At 57.8% G+C, this 15,296-nt stretch carries 17 protein-coding genes, 1 pseudogene and 1 riboswitch; of the genes and pseudogenes, 1 reads left to right on the top strand and 17 read right to left on the bottom strand.

Annotated features, from left to right (window positions below; translation table 11 throughout):
• Nucleotides 1-209: 209 nt before the first annotated feature.
• The 8 genes and pseudogenes from lgt to hisI all read right to left on the bottom strand — a co-directional run bounded on the left by lgt (nt 210) and on the right by hisI (nt 7,503).
• The gene (gene lgt, locus AAFM46_RS06830; protein WP_283531460.1) at nt 210-1,208 is read right to left on the bottom strand and encodes a prolipoprotein diacylglyceryl transferase; all 999 of its coding nucleotides are present in this window, start codon (nt 1,206-1,208) and stop codon (nt 210-212) included.
• Entirely contained in the window at nt 1,205-2,056 is an 852-nt protein-coding gene (trpA, locus tag AAFM46_RS06825; RefSeq protein WP_343320123.1) for a tryptophan synthase subunit alpha, read from the bottom strand. Before trpA ends, lgt begins: the two co-directional genes overlap by 4 nt.
• 169 nt (nt 2,057-2,225) lie before the next feature.
• Nucleotides 2,226-3,542, bottom strand: a pseudogene (trpB, locus tag AAFM46_RS06820) (tryptophan synthase subunit beta); the annotation flags it as partial.
• A 136-nt stretch (nt 3,543-3,678) separates the two neighbouring features.
• Nucleotides 3,679-4,494, bottom strand: coding sequence for an indole-3-glycerol phosphate synthase TrpC (gene trpC, locus AAFM46_RS06815; RefSeq protein WP_283531465.1), 816 nt, complete (start codon nt 4,492-4,494; stop codon nt 3,679-3,681).
• Nucleotides 4,495-4,496: 2 nt separating this feature from the next.
• Nucleotides 4,497-4,772: an HGxxPAAW family protein gene (locus AAFM46_RS06810; RefSeq protein ID WP_283531466.1), complete on the bottom strand. Its 276-nt coding sequence runs from the start codon at nt 4,770-4,772 to the stop codon at nt 4,497-4,499.
• Nucleotides 4,773-4,869: 97 nt separating this feature from the next.
• Nucleotides 4,870-5,481, bottom strand: coding sequence for a Trp biosynthesis-associated membrane protein (locus AAFM46_RS06805; protein WP_283531467.1), 612 nt, complete (start codon nt 5,479-5,481; stop codon nt 4,870-4,872).
• Entirely contained in the window at nt 5,481-7,031 is a 1,551-nt protein-coding gene (locus tag AAFM46_RS06800) for an anthranilate synthase component I (protein ID WP_283531468.1), read from the bottom strand. The genes AAFM46_RS06805 and AAFM46_RS06800 overlap by 1 nt, the downstream gene beginning before the upstream one ends.
• A 55-nt stretch (nt 7,032-7,086) precedes the next feature.
• Complete coding sequence (hisI, locus tag AAFM46_RS06795; RefSeq protein ID WP_283531469.1) at nt 7,087-7,503, bottom strand: phosphoribosyl-AMP cyclohydrolase; 417 nt, start codon at nt 7,501-7,503, stop codon at nt 7,087-7,089.
• A 212-nt stretch (nt 7,504-7,715) separates the two neighbouring features.
• Between hisI and AAFM46_RS06790 the strand changes: the two genes are divergently transcribed.
• On the top strand, nt 7,716-8,360 hold the full coding sequence (locus AAFM46_RS06790) for a TIGR03085 family metal-binding protein (RefSeq protein WP_343320401.1): 645 nt from the start codon (nt 7,716-7,718) through the stop codon (nt 8,358-8,360).
• 21 nt (nt 8,361-8,381) lie between these two features.
• On the opposite strand, the gene hisF is transcribed toward AAFM46_RS06790, so the two are convergent.
• The 9 genes from hisF to pnuC all read right to left on the bottom strand — a co-directional run bounded on the left by hisF (nt 8,382) and on the right by pnuC (nt 15,010).
• Nucleotides 8,382-9,152: an imidazole glycerol phosphate synthase subunit HisF gene (gene hisF / locus AAFM46_RS06785; RefSeq protein WP_343320121.1), complete on the bottom strand. Its 771-nt coding sequence runs from the start codon at nt 9,150-9,152 to the stop codon at nt 8,382-8,384.
• Between the two features lie 44 nt (nt 9,153-9,196).
• A complete protein-coding gene (gene hisG, locus AAFM46_RS06780) occupies nt 9,197-10,042 on the bottom strand; it encodes an ATP phosphoribosyltransferase (protein ID WP_283531471.1) in 846 nt (281 codons plus the stop codon).
• 90 nt (nt 10,043-10,132) lie between these two features.
• Complete coding sequence (locus AAFM46_RS06775) at nt 10,133-10,396, bottom strand: phosphoribosyl-ATP diphosphatase (protein WP_283531472.1); 264 nt, start codon at nt 10,394-10,396, stop codon at nt 10,133-10,135.
• Nucleotides 10,397-10,501: 105 nt separating this feature from the next.
• Nucleotides 10,502-10,990 (bottom strand): 6,7-dimethyl-8-ribityllumazine synthase, encoded by a 489-nt coding sequence (ribH, locus tag AAFM46_RS06770; protein WP_343320119.1) that lies wholly within the window; start codon nt 10,988-10,990, stop codon nt 10,502-10,504.
• A complete protein-coding gene (locus tag AAFM46_RS06765; RefSeq protein ID WP_283531474.1) occupies nt 10,987-11,736 on the bottom strand; it encodes a GTP cyclohydrolase II in 750 nt (249 codons plus the stop codon). Before AAFM46_RS06765 ends, ribH begins: the two co-directional genes overlap by 4 nt.
• Entirely contained in the window at nt 11,733-12,410 is a 678-nt protein-coding gene (gene ribB, locus AAFM46_RS06760; protein ID WP_343320117.1) for a 3,4-dihydroxy-2-butanone-4-phosphate synthase, read from the bottom strand. Before ribB ends, AAFM46_RS06765 begins: the two co-directional genes overlap by 4 nt.
• Complete coding sequence (locus AAFM46_RS06755) at nt 12,407-13,039, bottom strand: riboflavin synthase (protein ID WP_343320116.1); 633 nt, start codon at nt 13,037-13,039, stop codon at nt 12,407-12,409. Before AAFM46_RS06755 ends, ribB begins: the two co-directional genes overlap by 4 nt.
• A 1-nt stretch (nt 13,040) precedes the next feature.
• Nucleotides 13,041-14,273 carry a bifunctional diaminohydroxyphosphoribosylaminopyrimidine deaminase/5-amino-6-(5-phosphoribosylamino)uracil reductase RibD gene (gene ribD / locus AAFM46_RS06750; RefSeq protein WP_343320115.1) on the bottom strand — a complete coding sequence of 411 codons (1,233 nt, stop codon included), beginning with the start codon at nt 14,271-14,273 and terminating at the stop codon, nt 13,041-13,043.
• The gene (gene pnuC, locus AAFM46_RS06745) at nt 14,270-15,010 is read right to left on the bottom strand and encodes a nicotinamide riboside transporter PnuC (protein ID WP_343320113.1); all 741 of its coding nucleotides are present in this window, start codon (nt 15,008-15,010) and stop codon (nt 14,270-14,272) included. The genes ribD and pnuC overlap by 4 nt, the downstream gene beginning before the upstream one ends.
• A 125-nt stretch (nt 15,011-15,135) precedes the next feature.
• A riboswitch (FMN riboswitch) is annotated at nt 15,136-15,280 on the bottom strand.
• Nucleotides 15,281-15,296 lie beyond the last annotated feature (16 nt).

The following is a 15,296-nucleotide window of genomic DNA, read 5'->3' as shown; positions in this document are numbered from 1 at the left end:
CTGGTGCAGCGATTTTTACTATATAGCCGCATGGGTCGCTGTAATATGAGAATCTTAGATAATGGAATAATATGCAGGTAAAGTAATATTCTCAGCCTTTTGAATACCCAAAGGTACTAAAAAGGCGGCCCCGGGGAATCCGGAGCCGCCTTTTTCAATACCTTCAGTTCGTTCAGTTCGTTCGGTGCATTCAGTCCTGCACCGAGTGCTTAGAGATCCTTTTCGGACTCGCTCTCCTGCTCACCGGCCATGGTGGCTCGCACTTGTGTTCCGGCAGGTGTCTCACTTTCCTGTGCAACACCAGTGCCGGCCGGAACAACAGACGGTTCATGCCCCGTCAAATAAACGGAGTCGTTGGGTTTGCCGCGCCGCACATATGTGATCACGATGAATAGCGCCAAGGCCACCGCAAAGACGACGATGCTTGTCCAAACGTTCAGTCGCGCAGTGACGCCAAAGAAAGTGATCTGTTCAGCGGTATCAATGCGCAACATCTCAATCCACACCCGCCCTGCCGTGTAAATCATCGCGTAAAGCAAGAAGAGGCGACCGCTGCGCAGTTGGAACTTCCTGTCCAGAAGCAACAGCACAACGACTCCGGCCAGGTTCCAGAGGCACTCATACAAGAATGTGGGGTGGAATAGCGTGTCAGGGCTGAACCCGGCAGGAACAAATTCGGCTGAAACGCTCAGTCCCCACGGCAGGGTGGTAGGCCCGCCAAAGAGCTCCTGGTTAAAGTAATTACCCCAGCGGCCAAGCGCCTGGGCCAGAAGTATGCCGGGGGCGGCAGCATCAATGAAGGCGGAGATCTTCACGTTCGCTCGTCGGCAGCCAATCCAGGCACCAACAACGCCAAGCACCACAGCACCCCAGATACCGAGCCCGCCAAGCCAAATCTGTGGGATCAGTGACAAATCGCCGGTGCCATCAAACCCTGGCCCGAAATAGGCTTCAGGGGAGGAAAACACATGATACAGCCGGCCCCCAATAATGCCAAAGGGAATCGCCCAGATGGCAATGTCCCAAATGGAGCCTTCGGGGCCGCCCCGGCGCTTCCAGCGCCTATCCGTCAGCCAAATCGCCGCAATAATGCCCAGTAGGATGCACAGCGCATAAGCATGGACACGGAGCGGGCCCAGGTCAAACCCGGACCACACAGGAGCTGGGATGGAGTTGGCAAGTGCGTGGGGTAGAAGAGTTAAAATCACAGGCTGACCGTTTCCGTAGTGGCAGGGGCATCAAAGCCGGAGCTGAGCTCCTTAGTCAAAGCGCCCACGGCGCCGACGCCGCCATCACGCAACGCAGCCACCAAGGCGGTGCCAACAATGACCCCGTCCGCATAGGCTGCTATTTCACGAACATGCTTGGACGCCGATACGCCCAAGCCCACACAAACCCGCTCGGCACCGGCGTCGTGCGCAGCAGCTACCACTGCCTCAGCGGCGCTGGAGACAGAGCTGCGTGCTCCTGTCACGCCCATGATGGAGACGGCATAGACAAAACCACGGGTCGCCTGAACGCTCATAGCTACGCGCTCTGGAGTGGACGAAGGCGCCACGAGAAAGACGCGGTCAAGTCCGTATTTATCGGAGGCAGCAAACCACTGGGCGGCCTCGTCCGGAATCAGGTCTGGGGTGATTAGCCCGGCACCACCTGCCTCGGACAGGCGACGCGAAAATTCATCAACTCCCATGCGCATCACTGGATTCCAGTAAGTCATGACCATCACGGCTGCATCAGTTTCAGCCGTGATGGCAGCAACGATGTCAAAAACGTCTTCCACGCGAAACCCGTTATTCAGAGCCTGTGTGGTTGCTGCCTGAATGACGGCACCATCCATGACGGGATCTGAATACGGGATGCCAATTTCAATGATGTTGGCACCGTTGCGGGCCACAGCAATTGCAGCATCAATCGATCCCTGCTTATCGGGAAAACCTGCGGGCAAGTAGGCGATTAACGCCTTGCGCCCAGCAGCTTTGGCCTTATCGATGGCGGCAGCAGACTTGCTGACAGCTGCTGGGGCGCCGGTGGTGTTGCTGTTTAACTCACTCATAGCTGGCATCCTCTGAGTTGATATCCAAGCTGGCATCTAAGTTGGGCTGGGAAGCTTGTGCTGGGTTTTGCTCGCCGTCGCTGTTGTGGCTATCGCTAGAGACGGCACCAGCTCCATGGGCTGCACCCTTGGCAGCACGGGTGGAAAGCATGGTGCCTTTGACATTCCCATCTTCATCGATCATGCCAAACCACTCAGCAGCGGTCTGCACATCCTTGTCACCGCGGCCAGAAAGGTTCACGATGATCACCACGTCTTCAGGCTTTTCTGCGTGCGCAACAAGGCGTTTACCAACACTCAATGCACCAGCCAATGCGTGCGCGGACTCGATGGCCGGGATGATACCTTCGGTGCGGCTCAGTAGATTGAAGGCGTCCATGGCCTGGGTATCGGTGATGGGTTCATAGCTGACACGACCAATGTCGTGCAGGTAGGAATGCTCCGGACCCACTCCCGGGTAGTCAAGACCTGCAGAGATGGAGTGTGAATCAATTGTCTGTCCGTCATCGTCTTGCATCAGGTAGGTCAGCGCGCCGTGCAGCACACCGGGGCGCCCCAAGCTGATGGTCGCTGCGTGGCGAGCCGTATCAATGCCATCACCGGCTGCCTCGAAACCAAACATCTTCACCGAGGAGTCATCCAGGAATCCATGGAACAAACCGATGGCATTGGAGCCGCCACCAATGCAGGCACATACGGCGTCAGGCAGTCGCCCGACCTGCTCAATGATCTGCCCACGTGCTTCTTCACCAATTACTTCGTGGAAGAAGCGCACCATGGCCGGGAATGGGTGAGCACCTGAGACCGTACCCAATAGGTAGTGTGTGTTCTCCACGTTGGCAACCCAGTCACGAAGGGCGTCATTGATGGCGTCCTTGAGTGTCTGTGAACCGTTTGTCACGGGTACAACAGTGGCTCCCAGAAGTTGCATGCGAGCCACGTTGAGAGCTTGGCGTCGGCAATCTTCTGCACCCATGTAAACAACGCATTCCATGCCCAACAAAGCTGCTGCAGTTGCGCTTGCAACCCCGTGCTGGCCGGCACCGGTTTCGGCAATAATGCGCGTCTTACCCATGCGCTTAGCTAGCAGCGCTTGGCCTATGACATTGTTGATTTTGTGGGAACCAGTGTGGTTCAAGTCTTCGCGCTTGAGAAAAATCCGTGCCCCACCGGCGTGTTCGCTGAAGCGTTTAGCCTCAGTAAGCAGTGAGGGACGTCCCGAATAGTTCTTGTTTAGTTCTGCAACTTCAGCGAGGAACTCAGGGTCGACTTTGGCTTTCTCAAAAGTGTCTTCAAGCTCGTCCAGAGCGGCAATCAGCGATTCTGGCATCCAGCGACCGCCGTAGCTGCCAAAGTAAGGCCCCGGCGCATGCCGAAGCGAATGCTCAGGGGTTGATTCTGCAGGGACGCCGCCCTGCAGGAATGCTGTTGCTGGATCCACCATGTCAGCGGGATCCTGTGACGAAGCTGCTGGCACTTGAGCCATCAGTTTCACCGTCCTGTTCCTGGATAATTGTGCACTAAATTTTCTTATGGCGGTAGCTTCTTTGAGCGGTTATGGCGACGGTAACCCGTTGCCCGGTTTCGGCACGCAAAGCACCTTTACCGGGGCAAGCCATTCGCTAACGGGTGCTGATTGCCAGCGCCCCGGCGGACTTAAATTCTGCTATCCGCTCGCGTGGAGTTGCATCTTTCACGAGAGCTTCACCCACCAAAATGGCGTGTGCCCCGTGTGCACAGTAATGCTCAACGTCGCTAACATCGCGAACGCCTGACTCCGCAACAACGATCGGTCCTGCGGGGATGCCACCTGCCAGTGAGGCAAACACCCCACGATCCACCTCCAGAGTTTTTAAGTTCCGAACGTTGATGCCAATGATCTTCGCGCCAACCGCAACCGCTCGTGCGATCTCTTCGGCAGTGTGCGTTTCGACTATTGCGTTCATGCCGAGTTCGTGAGTTAGGGCTAAATAGCTGCCCAACTCTTCATCGCTGAGCGCTGCAACAATGAGCAGTACCAGATCAGCTCCGTGGGCACGGGCCTCGTAGATCATGTACTCATCGCAGGTGAAGTCCTTGCGCAGAACTGGGATGTCCACGGCCGCACGCACGGCGTCAAGGTCGGCCAACGAGCCGCCAAACCTGCGCGCTTCCGTAAGCACGCTGATCACGGAGGCCCCACCGTCGCGATACAGCCCCGCCAAAGCAGCAGGATCGGCGATCCCCGCCAAGTCCCCTTTGGAGGGGCTGCGGCGCTTGACCTCGGCTATGACCAACAGATCAGCCCGAACAGCGCTATCGCCGCCCAACGCAGCCCAGGCATCCAGCGCCGGGGGAACATCTTTGATGCGCTCCTGCAGATCGGCGAGACTCACCTTTTCTGCACGAGCGGCCATATCCTGGCGAACACCATCAATAATGTCCAGCAAAACACTCACTACTAGTGGCCGTTGCTCTTCAGCTTGCTGCCACCAACACCGTAGCCTGCAGCTTTTAGAACCGGGCCCAGGATGACGCCGACGGCGATGATTCCTACCCCGATCCAGAACAGCAACATGGCGCTTTCCCCGATCAGGAAAGCGATGCAACCGACCAGCACACCAACCAGCATGACGGCAACGCTTGTCCATGCAGCCGGGCTGTTGCCATGACCCAGTTCAACGCTATGGTCCATCGGTTCTTGTACGGCTACTGATGCAGTCGACTTGTTGCTCATGGTAAATCTCCCTATTTAACGCGGATACTGAAATACATTCTGCCATTACTTGCCTATGGAAACCGAAAGCTGGGCACTGCAACGATGTGCGCCGCGCTTATACTGTGGGATCCTCGCCACGGCTGAGCTGGTCCCATCTGTCAATTTCGTCAATCGGCTCATCATCCGTGTTCGCCTGTGTCTCCTTGGCGGCGTCGTATTTGGTGCGCACACTCCAAGAACGTCCGTACCAAAGAACCAGCAGCGCAGCTATCCCCAGGATCACCGCGGCCACCATCGCTAGAACAGGAAAAATCGTCGTTGTGGCGTTGGCGCCCTGGCCTTCAATGCCTGTTGCCGCGCCAACTTCAGCCATGGCTGCGGCCACCGGGTTAGTGAGAACTCCCAGTACGACGGCGGCAATCCCCACAGCGCTGAGGGCCATGATCGCTGTGGTGATGTAGCGAGCTATTTTCCCGGCAATGCTGGTTGCTAGCGAGCCGGCCAGAGCCACCAGTGCCAGCGCCGATACGGCCACGGCCGCTTTGCTGCCCGGGATGTCCAAGTCCGTTTGGGCTACCTCGCCTTGACCAATTGCCACATGGATCCACGTCTGAGTTGTGGTGCCAAAAACGGCCAGTGCGGCTAAAACTGCCAGCAGAATCAAGGTGGACTTGCGCTGCCAAAAAGGCACGGTTCGTGCCGAAGTGTGCGGAAGTTCTGTGCTCATCAGTGATCTCCTGGGTTCTCATCCAAGGCGCGCAATGAGGCTGCGGCGTAGACGGCTCGTAGTGGTGCTGCTGCCTTATTCACTGTTTCTTCAGCCTCAGTTTCATTAACAGAATCAGCCACGATGCCTCCACCTGCCTGAACATAGGCTTTACCATCGCGCAGAAGGGCCGAACGTATGGCGATGGCCATGTCCATGTCACCGGCGAAGTCAAGGTAGCCAACAACGCCACCGTAAATGCCACGCCGCACAGGTTCGAGTTCATCCAAAAGCCGCAGTGCACGGGGTTTGGGTGCTCCCGAGAGCGTGCCAGCGGGGAACGTTGCCGCCAACACGTCGTAGGCGTTCTTCTCCGGGCTCAAAGTTCCCACCACTGTGGAGACCAGGTGCATGATGTGGCTAAACCGTTCCACTTCCATGAATTGGGTGACATCAACGGTTCCTGGCACACACACCTTGGAGAGGTCATTGCGGGAAAGGTCAACGAGCATCAAGTGCTCCGAGCGTTCCTTTTCATCGGCCAATAAATCTTTGGCAAGCCACTTGTCATCCTCAGTGGTTTTCCCGCGCGGTCTTGAGCCTGCAATGGGGTGGGTGATCACTTCACTGCCCAGAACGCTAACAAGTGCTTCGGGAGAGGACCCCACAATGGAGTACGGCTGTCCCTTCGCGTCCTCAAAACTATAGAGATACATGTAGGGGCTGGGATTGGTGTTGCGTAAAACCCTATAAACATCCAGTGCTGTCGCTTCGCAGGCCATCTCAAAACGACGCGAAACAACTACCTGGAAAACTTCACCTTCAACAATGGCTGCCTTGGCTAGGTCAAGGGCCTTCAAATAGTCGTTGCGGTCCCATTGTTCCTGCACACTCTGAGCAAAACTGGCTGCTGGGACGTCCACCACGGAAATGGGCTGAACTAGCGGTTTGCGTAGCTGATCCACCATGGCGTGAACACGGGACACGGCGTCATGCCACGCGCCGTCAACGTTGTCATCAGTGCCATTGGCGTTGATGGCATTGGCAATCAATAGCACCGTGCCCTCGTTATTGTCATGGACCGCCATGTCGGCCACAAGGTTCAAGGCAACCTCGGGCAGGTGCAGGTCATCAACTGCCGGATTGGGCAGCTTTTCCCAGTGTCGGACAGCTTCCCACCCAACAAACCCCACCAGGCCTGAAGTGAAGGGCGGGAGCCCAACAAATCGCTCGGTAGCAAGTAGTTTCAGAGTTGCTTCCATGGCGTCCACAGGGTTGCCTGTCAGGGGAACGCCCACCGGTGGCTCCCCTTGCCAGAACGCCACGCCGTCCTCCGTAGTCAAAGTGGCGCTTGAACGCACGCCAATGAACGAGTAGCGCGACCACACACCACCCACGGCGGCCGATTCCATCAAGAACGTACCGGGTGCCTCAGCGGCAAGTGACCGGTATAGGCCAATCGGCGTTTGCGCGTCGGCGAGGACCTTCAGATGGACAGGAACAACCCTGCGAGTCCGGGCAAGTTCCCGAAACTCCCCCAGAGTGGGGCTGATGACACCTAAATCTTGCATATAATGTATAGCTTTCTTGAGTCAGGCGAGAAGAAAAAGTACACCGTGTGCTGGCCTATTCTCCGCGGCTGCCCACAACTGCGCTGAGCTGTCGGGCATCGAAACATGTGTGCGTCCCTGTGTGGCAGGCTGCACCGACCTGGTCCACATTTATTAACAATGCGTCCCCATCACAGTCCAGGGCCACAGACTTCACATACTGAAAATGTCCTGAAGTGTCGCCCTTACGCCAATACTCTTGGCGTGAGCGGGAGTAAAAGGTGACCCTGCCTGAGCTGAGCGTGCGGCGAAGGGCCTCATTGTCCATCCATCCGAGCATCAGCACTTCTTGGGAGTCGAACTGCTGGATGATGGCGGCGACCAATCCGGCCCCATCATGAGTAAGTCTCGCGGCGATATCCGCCGGCAACTCAAGAGACGGCTCACCTGGGGAAGGCACTGGCGCGAACTGGGGTACTGGGCTTTGCTGCATCACAGCCAATTCTAGTGCCAGAAAAAAATCTAGGGGGCCACTGGACGTGTAGTGGCAGGGACATCATGTAACCCGAACTAACGTCTCCTGCTCCCTGAAGCAGGGAATCTGAGGGCAGCTAAGGCAATCTAATGCAATCTAATGCAATAAGGCGTCGACATGCGGCGGTTCCTGGTGACGCCCGCCAGGAATACATGCTAATTTCACAAGTGATGCAATTTGTAGAACCTTCCCGTGAATTTCTCGCCGAGACCCTGCTGGCAGCCGGTCCGGGAGCTGACACGCTTTGTGATGGATGGCGAACCCAGGAACTGGCTGCGCACCTCTACCTGCGTGAACATAATCCCGGCGTAGGCCTGGGGATGGTTCTCAAGCCTTGGAAAAAGGCCACAGACAAGGCCATCGCTAAGCTGGCGGAGGAATCAAGCAGCCCCGGAACTTTCGCAGCCCTCGTGGAGAAGTTTCGCGCTGGACCGCCCAAAATGTCACCCTTTGCGCTTAAGACAGTAGATAAAAATGCGAACCTGACCGAGTTCTTCGTGCACACCGAGGATGTCAGGCGCGCTACGGACCGGTGGGCTCCGAGGGCACTGGACGCAGGCTACTCCGAAGCGCTCTGGGCCGATCTCATTAAACGAGCAGCGATCATGTACCGCAGCGTGGATTTGGGGATAGTACTCGTCAACCCCAACGGCCCACGCCACGTGGCCAAGCGCGCGCCCGTCTCGGTGGCCATCATTGGAGCCCCTGGCGAACTGCTGATGCACGCCAATGGCCGCACAGGCCATGCCTTGGTTTCTTTTGAGGGCCAGCCCGACGCCGTCGCTCTGCTGCAAACCGCCGAAGTGGGACTCTAACCCCTCGAGAGTGTCGGGGGGTTAGCGGACCTCATAGCCGGCTTCGCGGATGGCCTTCTTTACGTCCGCAATGGCGCTGTCTGGCCCAAAGTGGAAAACAGATGCGGCCAGCACCGCGTTAGCTCCCGCCGCGACTGCCGGTGGGAAATGTTCGGGCTTCCCCGCCCCACCTGAAGCGATAATGGGGATACGCACAGCCGCACGCACAAGACGAATGAGTTCCAAGTCGAAGCCTTCCTTGGTGCCGTCGGCATCGATGGAGTTCAACAAGATCTCGCCCACGCCCCGATCCGCAGCCTCCCTGGCCCATTCAATGGCATCCATGCCGGTGCCATTGCGGCCACCATGGGTGGTCACTTCAAAGCCGGAGGGCGTGATTCCGCCCTGGGTGCGGCGTGCGTCAACGCTGAGCACCAGAACTTGTGAACCGAACCGGCGGGTGATCTCATCGATCACCGCCGGGCGCGCTATGGCCGCAGTATTAATGGAGGCCTTATCAGCACCGTAACGCAAGAGCTTATCTACATCAGATACCTCGCGGACTCCTCCACCTACTGTCAGTGGAATGAAAATCTGCTCGGCAGCCCGGGAAACAACATCAAAGGTTGTCTCCCGGTTTCCGGAAGAAGCAGTGACGTCCAGGAACGTCAGCTCATCTGCCCCGGCGCGGTCGTAACGCTGAGCCAACTCAACGGGATCTCCGGCGTCGCGCAGATTCTGGAACTTCACACCTTTGACCACCCTGCCGGCGTCAACGTCCAGGCAGGGAATTACTCTAATGGCAACACTCATGGCCTATACCTTCTTTGTCTTTAGTTTTGAAAGGCAGCCATGGATTAGATGCGGCAGGCGTGGATGCTGCTGACCAGGATTGCACGGGCACCGAGCTCATAGAGCTCATCCATGATGCGGTTGGTGTCCTTGGCAGCAACCATGGAGCGCACAGCTACCCAGTCGGTGTCACGCAGAGGGGAAACTGTGGGTGATTCCAGTCCCGGGGTCAGGGCGGTGGCCTCATCCATGAGTGTCTTGGGCACATCGTAATCAAGGAGTACGTATTGGCGTGCAACCAAAACGCTGTGCAGACGCCGAATCAATACTTCGACGCCGGGAGGTGGGGTGACCCCGCGGCGACCAATGAGCAGTGCTTCCGAGTTCAGAATAGGCTCACCGAAAATTTCCATGCCAGCAGCTTTGAGCGTGCTTCCGGTTTCCACGACGTCGGCAATAGCGTCAGCAACGCCTAAACGGACAGAGGATTCAACGGCGCCATCGAGCCGCACCACTTGGGCGTTAATGCCCAATTCAGCCAAATATTCGCGCAGCAACACATCGTAACTGGTTGCTAGGCGCTTGCCCTCAAGCTCGGCGGCACTGCTGAAGTGGCCCACCGGACCGGCGAAGCGGAAGGTTGAGATGGCAAAACCAAGGGGTAGGAGTTCATCGGCATCAACCTGGGCATCCATCAAAAGGTCTCGGCCTGTGATGCCCACATCCAAGGTGCCGGCGCCCACGTAAACAGCAATGTCACGGGGACGCAGGAAAAAGAATTCAACGTTGTTCTCAGGGTCAACCATGACCAGCTCACGCGAGTCACGGCGCTGACGGTAACCAGCCTCCGCCAACATCGCTGAAGCGGCTTCAGACAGGGCACCCTTGTTGGGGACGGCAACACGCAGCATAGGAAATATCCTTCAGATCAGATCAAAAACAGGTTTTCAGCATTGGACTCAATGCCATTTCAGGGACGAGCGAGCAGCCACGGCAGGTGGCTAGAGATGCTTGTAAACGTCCTGAAGACTCAAACCCTTGGCGATCATCATGACCTGCAGGTGGTAGAACAGCTGGGAAATCTCTTCGGCGCAGGCTTCATCCGACTCGTATTCGGCGGCCATCCACACCTCAGCAGCTTCCTCAACCACTTTCTTGCCGATACCGTGAATGCCAGACTCAAGTTCGGCTACGGTACGGGAGCCAGCGGGCCGGGCTGCGGCTTTCGCACTGAGCTCATCAAAAAGGGATTCGAAGGTCTTCACGGCTTACACCCTACTTGGTTCAAACTCTCTTCGCAGTTTCTCAGACGGAGTGTGTCCAGCATGTGAGCAAAAACTCTGCGGCAAACCTTCAGCGCACAACGGGAGCTAGACACCGAGTTGAGCCAGTGTCACTGCTGTGGCCAAGGCGGCTGTTACTGCCTCATGTCCTTTATCCTCAACCGAACCGGGTAATCCGGCGCGGGCAAGACCCTGCTCTTCGGTGTCGCAGGTGAGGACGCCGAAGCCAACAGGGACGCCCGTGCGAACGCTCACCTCGCTCAGGCCCATGGTCGCCGCCTGGCAGACGTACTCAAAATGCGGTGTGCCGCCGCGGATAACAACGCCCAACGCCACCACGGCGTCAAACTTAGCTGCCAGCCGGGCAACAGCTACGGGAAGCTCAAAACTTCCCGGCACTCGCACAAGCGTTGGGTTCGCTATGCCCGCATCCGATGCTCCACGCAAGGCACCGGCCACCAACCCAGCCATAATTTCGGTGTGCCAGCTGGCCGCTACAATGGCCAAACGCAGGGATCCTGTGTGTGCTTTTTCCTCAGAGTTAAAGGCAATGCTGGGTGCTCCGTGGCCGCTCATGTGGCGAGTCCTTCCGTCGTGGGGTTGCTGATGGAGAGCGCATGATGCATGCGATCCCGTTTGGTTTGCAGGTAGCGCAGGTTCTCGGCACGGGCAGGGACTTGCGTGGGTACCACGTGCACCACCTCAATGCCGCGTCGAGTTAGATCCTCGTGTTTGAGCGGGTTATTGCTCAGTAAGTCAATACGTACCAGCCCCAATGCATGCAAGATCCCTGCCGCGGCGCCGTAATCACGACCATCGACGGGCAGTCCCAGCTGTTCATTGGCTTCCACCGTGTCCGCGCCTGCTTCCTGGAGACTGTAGGCGCGCATTTTGTTCGCCAACCCAATCCCCCGCCCCTCATGACCACGCAGGTACACAAGTGTGCCGCCGCGCCGGTGAATCAGCTCCATTGCGTAGTCCAGTTGTTCACCACAATCGCAACGGTAGGAACCAAAAACATCACCTGTGAGACATTCCGAATGCAACCGCACAAGAGGTACGACGCGCTCACCTAAGTTCTGCGTCAAAACCTCACCTTGCGAGCTGGCCAAGGGTGCGCTGGCCAAGTGTGCGCTGTCGAATGGCATGCTGGCGAATGGCACGATGGCTAAGTCACCCGGTGCGCTAAGACTCAGGTGTTCGGCACCGGTTTCCCCATCCACCCATGCTTGCGCGGCGAAGGTCCCAAACCGGGTGGGCAGTGCCACTACCGGCCCACCGCTCACCAGTGACTGAGCCGCAGGCGCTTGCTCGTTACTCACGTCAGGCTTCCTTGCACGGCATCCGCACCGGGTTCGGCGGCACCAGCAAGCGCTAGGAACACCACCAGATCGGCGATCGAGATCAAAATAAGGTTATTCTGGTTGGCAAATTCACGCAGTCCGGTGAGTCTGACCATCTCTCCACCGTCATCAACAACCTCGGCAATGATGGCTACCGTTTCGCAGGCTGCCAGCCGGCACAACTCAACAGCAGCTTCAGTATGTCCTGGCCGCTGGCGCACTCCCCCAGCAACGGCGCGAAGGGGGAACATGTGCCCGGGCCGGGTGACGGCGTCGTGCATGGCAGTTGGATTGGCCAACACGGTGGCGGTCAGCGACCTGTCAGTGGCGCTAATCCCCGTGGAGACCCCCGCGGCCGCGTCACAACTGACGGTGTATGCGGTGCCCTTGGCGTCCTGGTTGTTGCGCACCATGGGCGGCAGGGCCAAACGGTCAGCGTGGGCAGTGTCCATCGGCACGCAGATGACACCAGAGCTGTGCCGAATGGTCCAGCCCATCAGTGCGGGTGTGCTGTGCTGAGCGGCAAAAATAATGTCGCCTTCGTTTTCACGGTCTTCGTCATCAACCACCAGCACAGCTTCGCCACGCGCGATGGCCGCGATTGCCAACGCCACCGGGTCCAAGAGAGTTACCGGATTTGTTGCCTCACTCATGATGTTGCTCCCTTGAACATGCTGAATTCAAGCAGGCGCTGGGCATACTTAGCCAGCACATCCACTTCCAGATTAACGGTGCCGCCCACCGTTTTCTTTCCTAATCCGGTGTTAGCCAATGTCACGGGGATAAGGCCCACCTCAAACCATTGCTCGAACACGCTGGCGGGGCTGACGGCGGTCACAGTGAGCGAAACACCGTCGATGGCAATGGAGCCTTTTTCTGCGATGTACTGGGAGAGCTCCCGCGGCACCGAAAAGCGCAATCTATCCCACTTGCCAAGACTCTCCCGCTCTAGCAGCGCGCCTACTCCATCAACATGGCCCTGGACAACATGCCCATCCAGACGCCCACCGGCAATCACGCAGCGCTCAAGATTCACCCGTTCGCCGCTTCGCAACCGCCCCGTTGTGGTGCGCAGCAGGGTCTCCCCCATCACATCAACTTCAACCGTGCCAGGGCCAAGCTGCACGGCTGTTAGACATACCCCGTTGATGGCGATCGAGCCGCCAAGATCCAAGCCAGCCAGTGCCTCTCCTGCTTCAATAACAAGCACTGCGCTGTCTGATTCTGGTCGTTGCTCCAGCGTGAGAACTATGCCGCGGCCTTCAATAATTCCTGTAAACATCTCACATTCCTTCATCGCTGGCGGCCGCTTTGGCTGGCATCAGCGTCAATTTCAAGTCGGGGCCAAGCACTTGGACGGGACCAGTGGTGGTGGCATCCCATTCCCAGCGCTGGGCCTCCCCGAGGGTGCCGATGCCCAGATCAGATAGTGCGGGTATGCCCGAGCCCAACAGGGTCGGAGCGAGGTACACGATGAGCTCGTCCACGAGTCCGCGAGCTAAGAAGGCCGCGTTAATTTTGGCACCGCCTTCGATCATGAGGTGACCAACCCCGCGCTCCTGTAGTTCACGGACCACGGCGGCAGGATCGTGGGTGTGCAGGGCCAGGAAACCTTCGTGGCCCAAGAAGTCGGGGCTGGTTTTGAGATTGTCTCCGGCTTTCAGCTCGGCACTAGTTTTCGGGCGAGTGCTGACCCGCGATGCGGAATCATCTGATGCTGTTGCTCGGCCCCGGACAGCGGCATCTTCCGGCACCTCGCGCATTCCCATGACAACACGCAGCGGCTGTTTGGCCGCATCAGTGTCGTCGGCTGCTCGGGCGGTTAGCCGCGGGTTATCTGCGATCACCGTTTCGGTGCCCACAACGATGGCATCTACCCTGGCCCGCAGCTCGTGCGAATCTTGGCGTGATTCCTGTGAAGTGATCCACTGGCTGGTGCCATCAATGGCAGCGATTCGCCCATCGACCGTCTGCGCCAACCTGGCAGTAATAAAGGGGCGGTTTTGACGCACAGCCACGAACCATTGCCGGTTGAGATCTTCGGCTTCCGCAGCCATCAGGCCCATTCGGACGTTGATGCCTTCCTTATGGAGCACATCGGCGCCGCCGGATGCGGGCTGGTGGGGGTCTCGGAGAGCAAAAACCACATTGCCAATACCGGCGTCCAGGATTGCTTGGGAGCATGGTCCGGTGAGGCCAACATGATTGCAGGGTTCGAGCGTAACGATGAGCGTAGCTGCTGACAAGTCCCGTTTCACGCCAGTGCCCAGAAGCCGGTTAATCACATCTGTTTCGGCGTGCGCAGTGCCCGCGCCACGGTGGTGGCCAATCGCTAAGAAGGTCCCATCAGCGTCAATAATCACCGCTCCCACTAGCGGATTCGCGCCACGTACGCCCTGCCGTGCAGCCGAGAGAGCCGTTTCCATGCCGAGAATTTCGGCACCGGTGAAGTGCTCCGGCTCTGTGATGTGGGGATCCTGGCTGAAGGAACCGCGGTTCAAATTACTGAAGTTCATGGTTTGGCCTCTCTGGTGCCCACAGTGATGTCGGGGAAGGTGGTGTCAACTGATACTTTGCGAGCTTGTGCATCACTGTTATGCCGCACCCTCCACCATACGAAGAATCCGGTCAGGGTGAATGCACCGTAGAAGATGTACATGAAAGCTGAGGCGTAGTAGCCGGCACTGAAAAGCAGTGGCACACCCACGAGGTCCACAACCACCCAGATGAGCCAAAACTCTACCCAGCCCTTGGCCATCCCGTAAGTGGCCAGTAGCGAACCCATAAAGATCCATGCGTCCGCCCAAACAGGCTCATAGGAGCCCATGGCTTTGAAGATGGGGGTCAGGATTGCGGTTCCTGCGATCATGGTGCCAACGAGTATCCATCGCACGCGCGTTCCGGCCCAGCGGGGCTCGACGGCTTCGCCAACGTGAGCTCCGGCGTCATTCTTCATGTCCTTGCTTTGTTGCCAGCGGCGCCAGCCATAAACGGAGACGGCGATGAACATGATTTGCCGGCCTGCCTGGCCCAAAAGATTCACGTGTTCTGGGGAGCCAAAGACTGAACCCATGAAGACAGTGAAGAGTAGGACGTTGCCGACAATGCCCACTGGCCATGCCCAGATTTTACGGCGCATACCGCCGAGGGCGCTGGCGAGCCCAAAAAGATTGCCTATGACTTCACGCCACAGCAGGAAACCGCCGCCGGCGAATTCAAGTTTGGCGTCAAAGAGCCACCGCAGAAAGTCCATCGTTACCTTGCCCTTTCGAGACCGCGATGGCTCCGGGGGTAACGCGCAGTTTGGCACACAGGTACAGGGACTGTGGCAGCTTTGAAAAAGCTACCAACACACCCCTGACCTGACGGCCAAAACTGTTCGTGCTTCTCCCATCCAGACTTTAACTGTCGGTTCCGGAATTTCACCAGATCAACCGTGCACTGCTTACTGTTGCCAGCTTGCGGCGCACGGGTCGCGGACTATAACCGCCGGTTCGGAATTACACCGACCCCGGAGCACGTAATTTTTCTTTAAATAC

Origin of the sequence: Arthrobacter sp. TMP15, from assembly GCF_039529835.1 — a bacterium.
Classification (GTDB): Bacteria; Actinomycetota; Actinomycetes; order Actinomycetales; family Micrococcaceae; genus Specibacter.
This window is presented reverse-complemented; position numbering and strand designations above follow the sequence as displayed.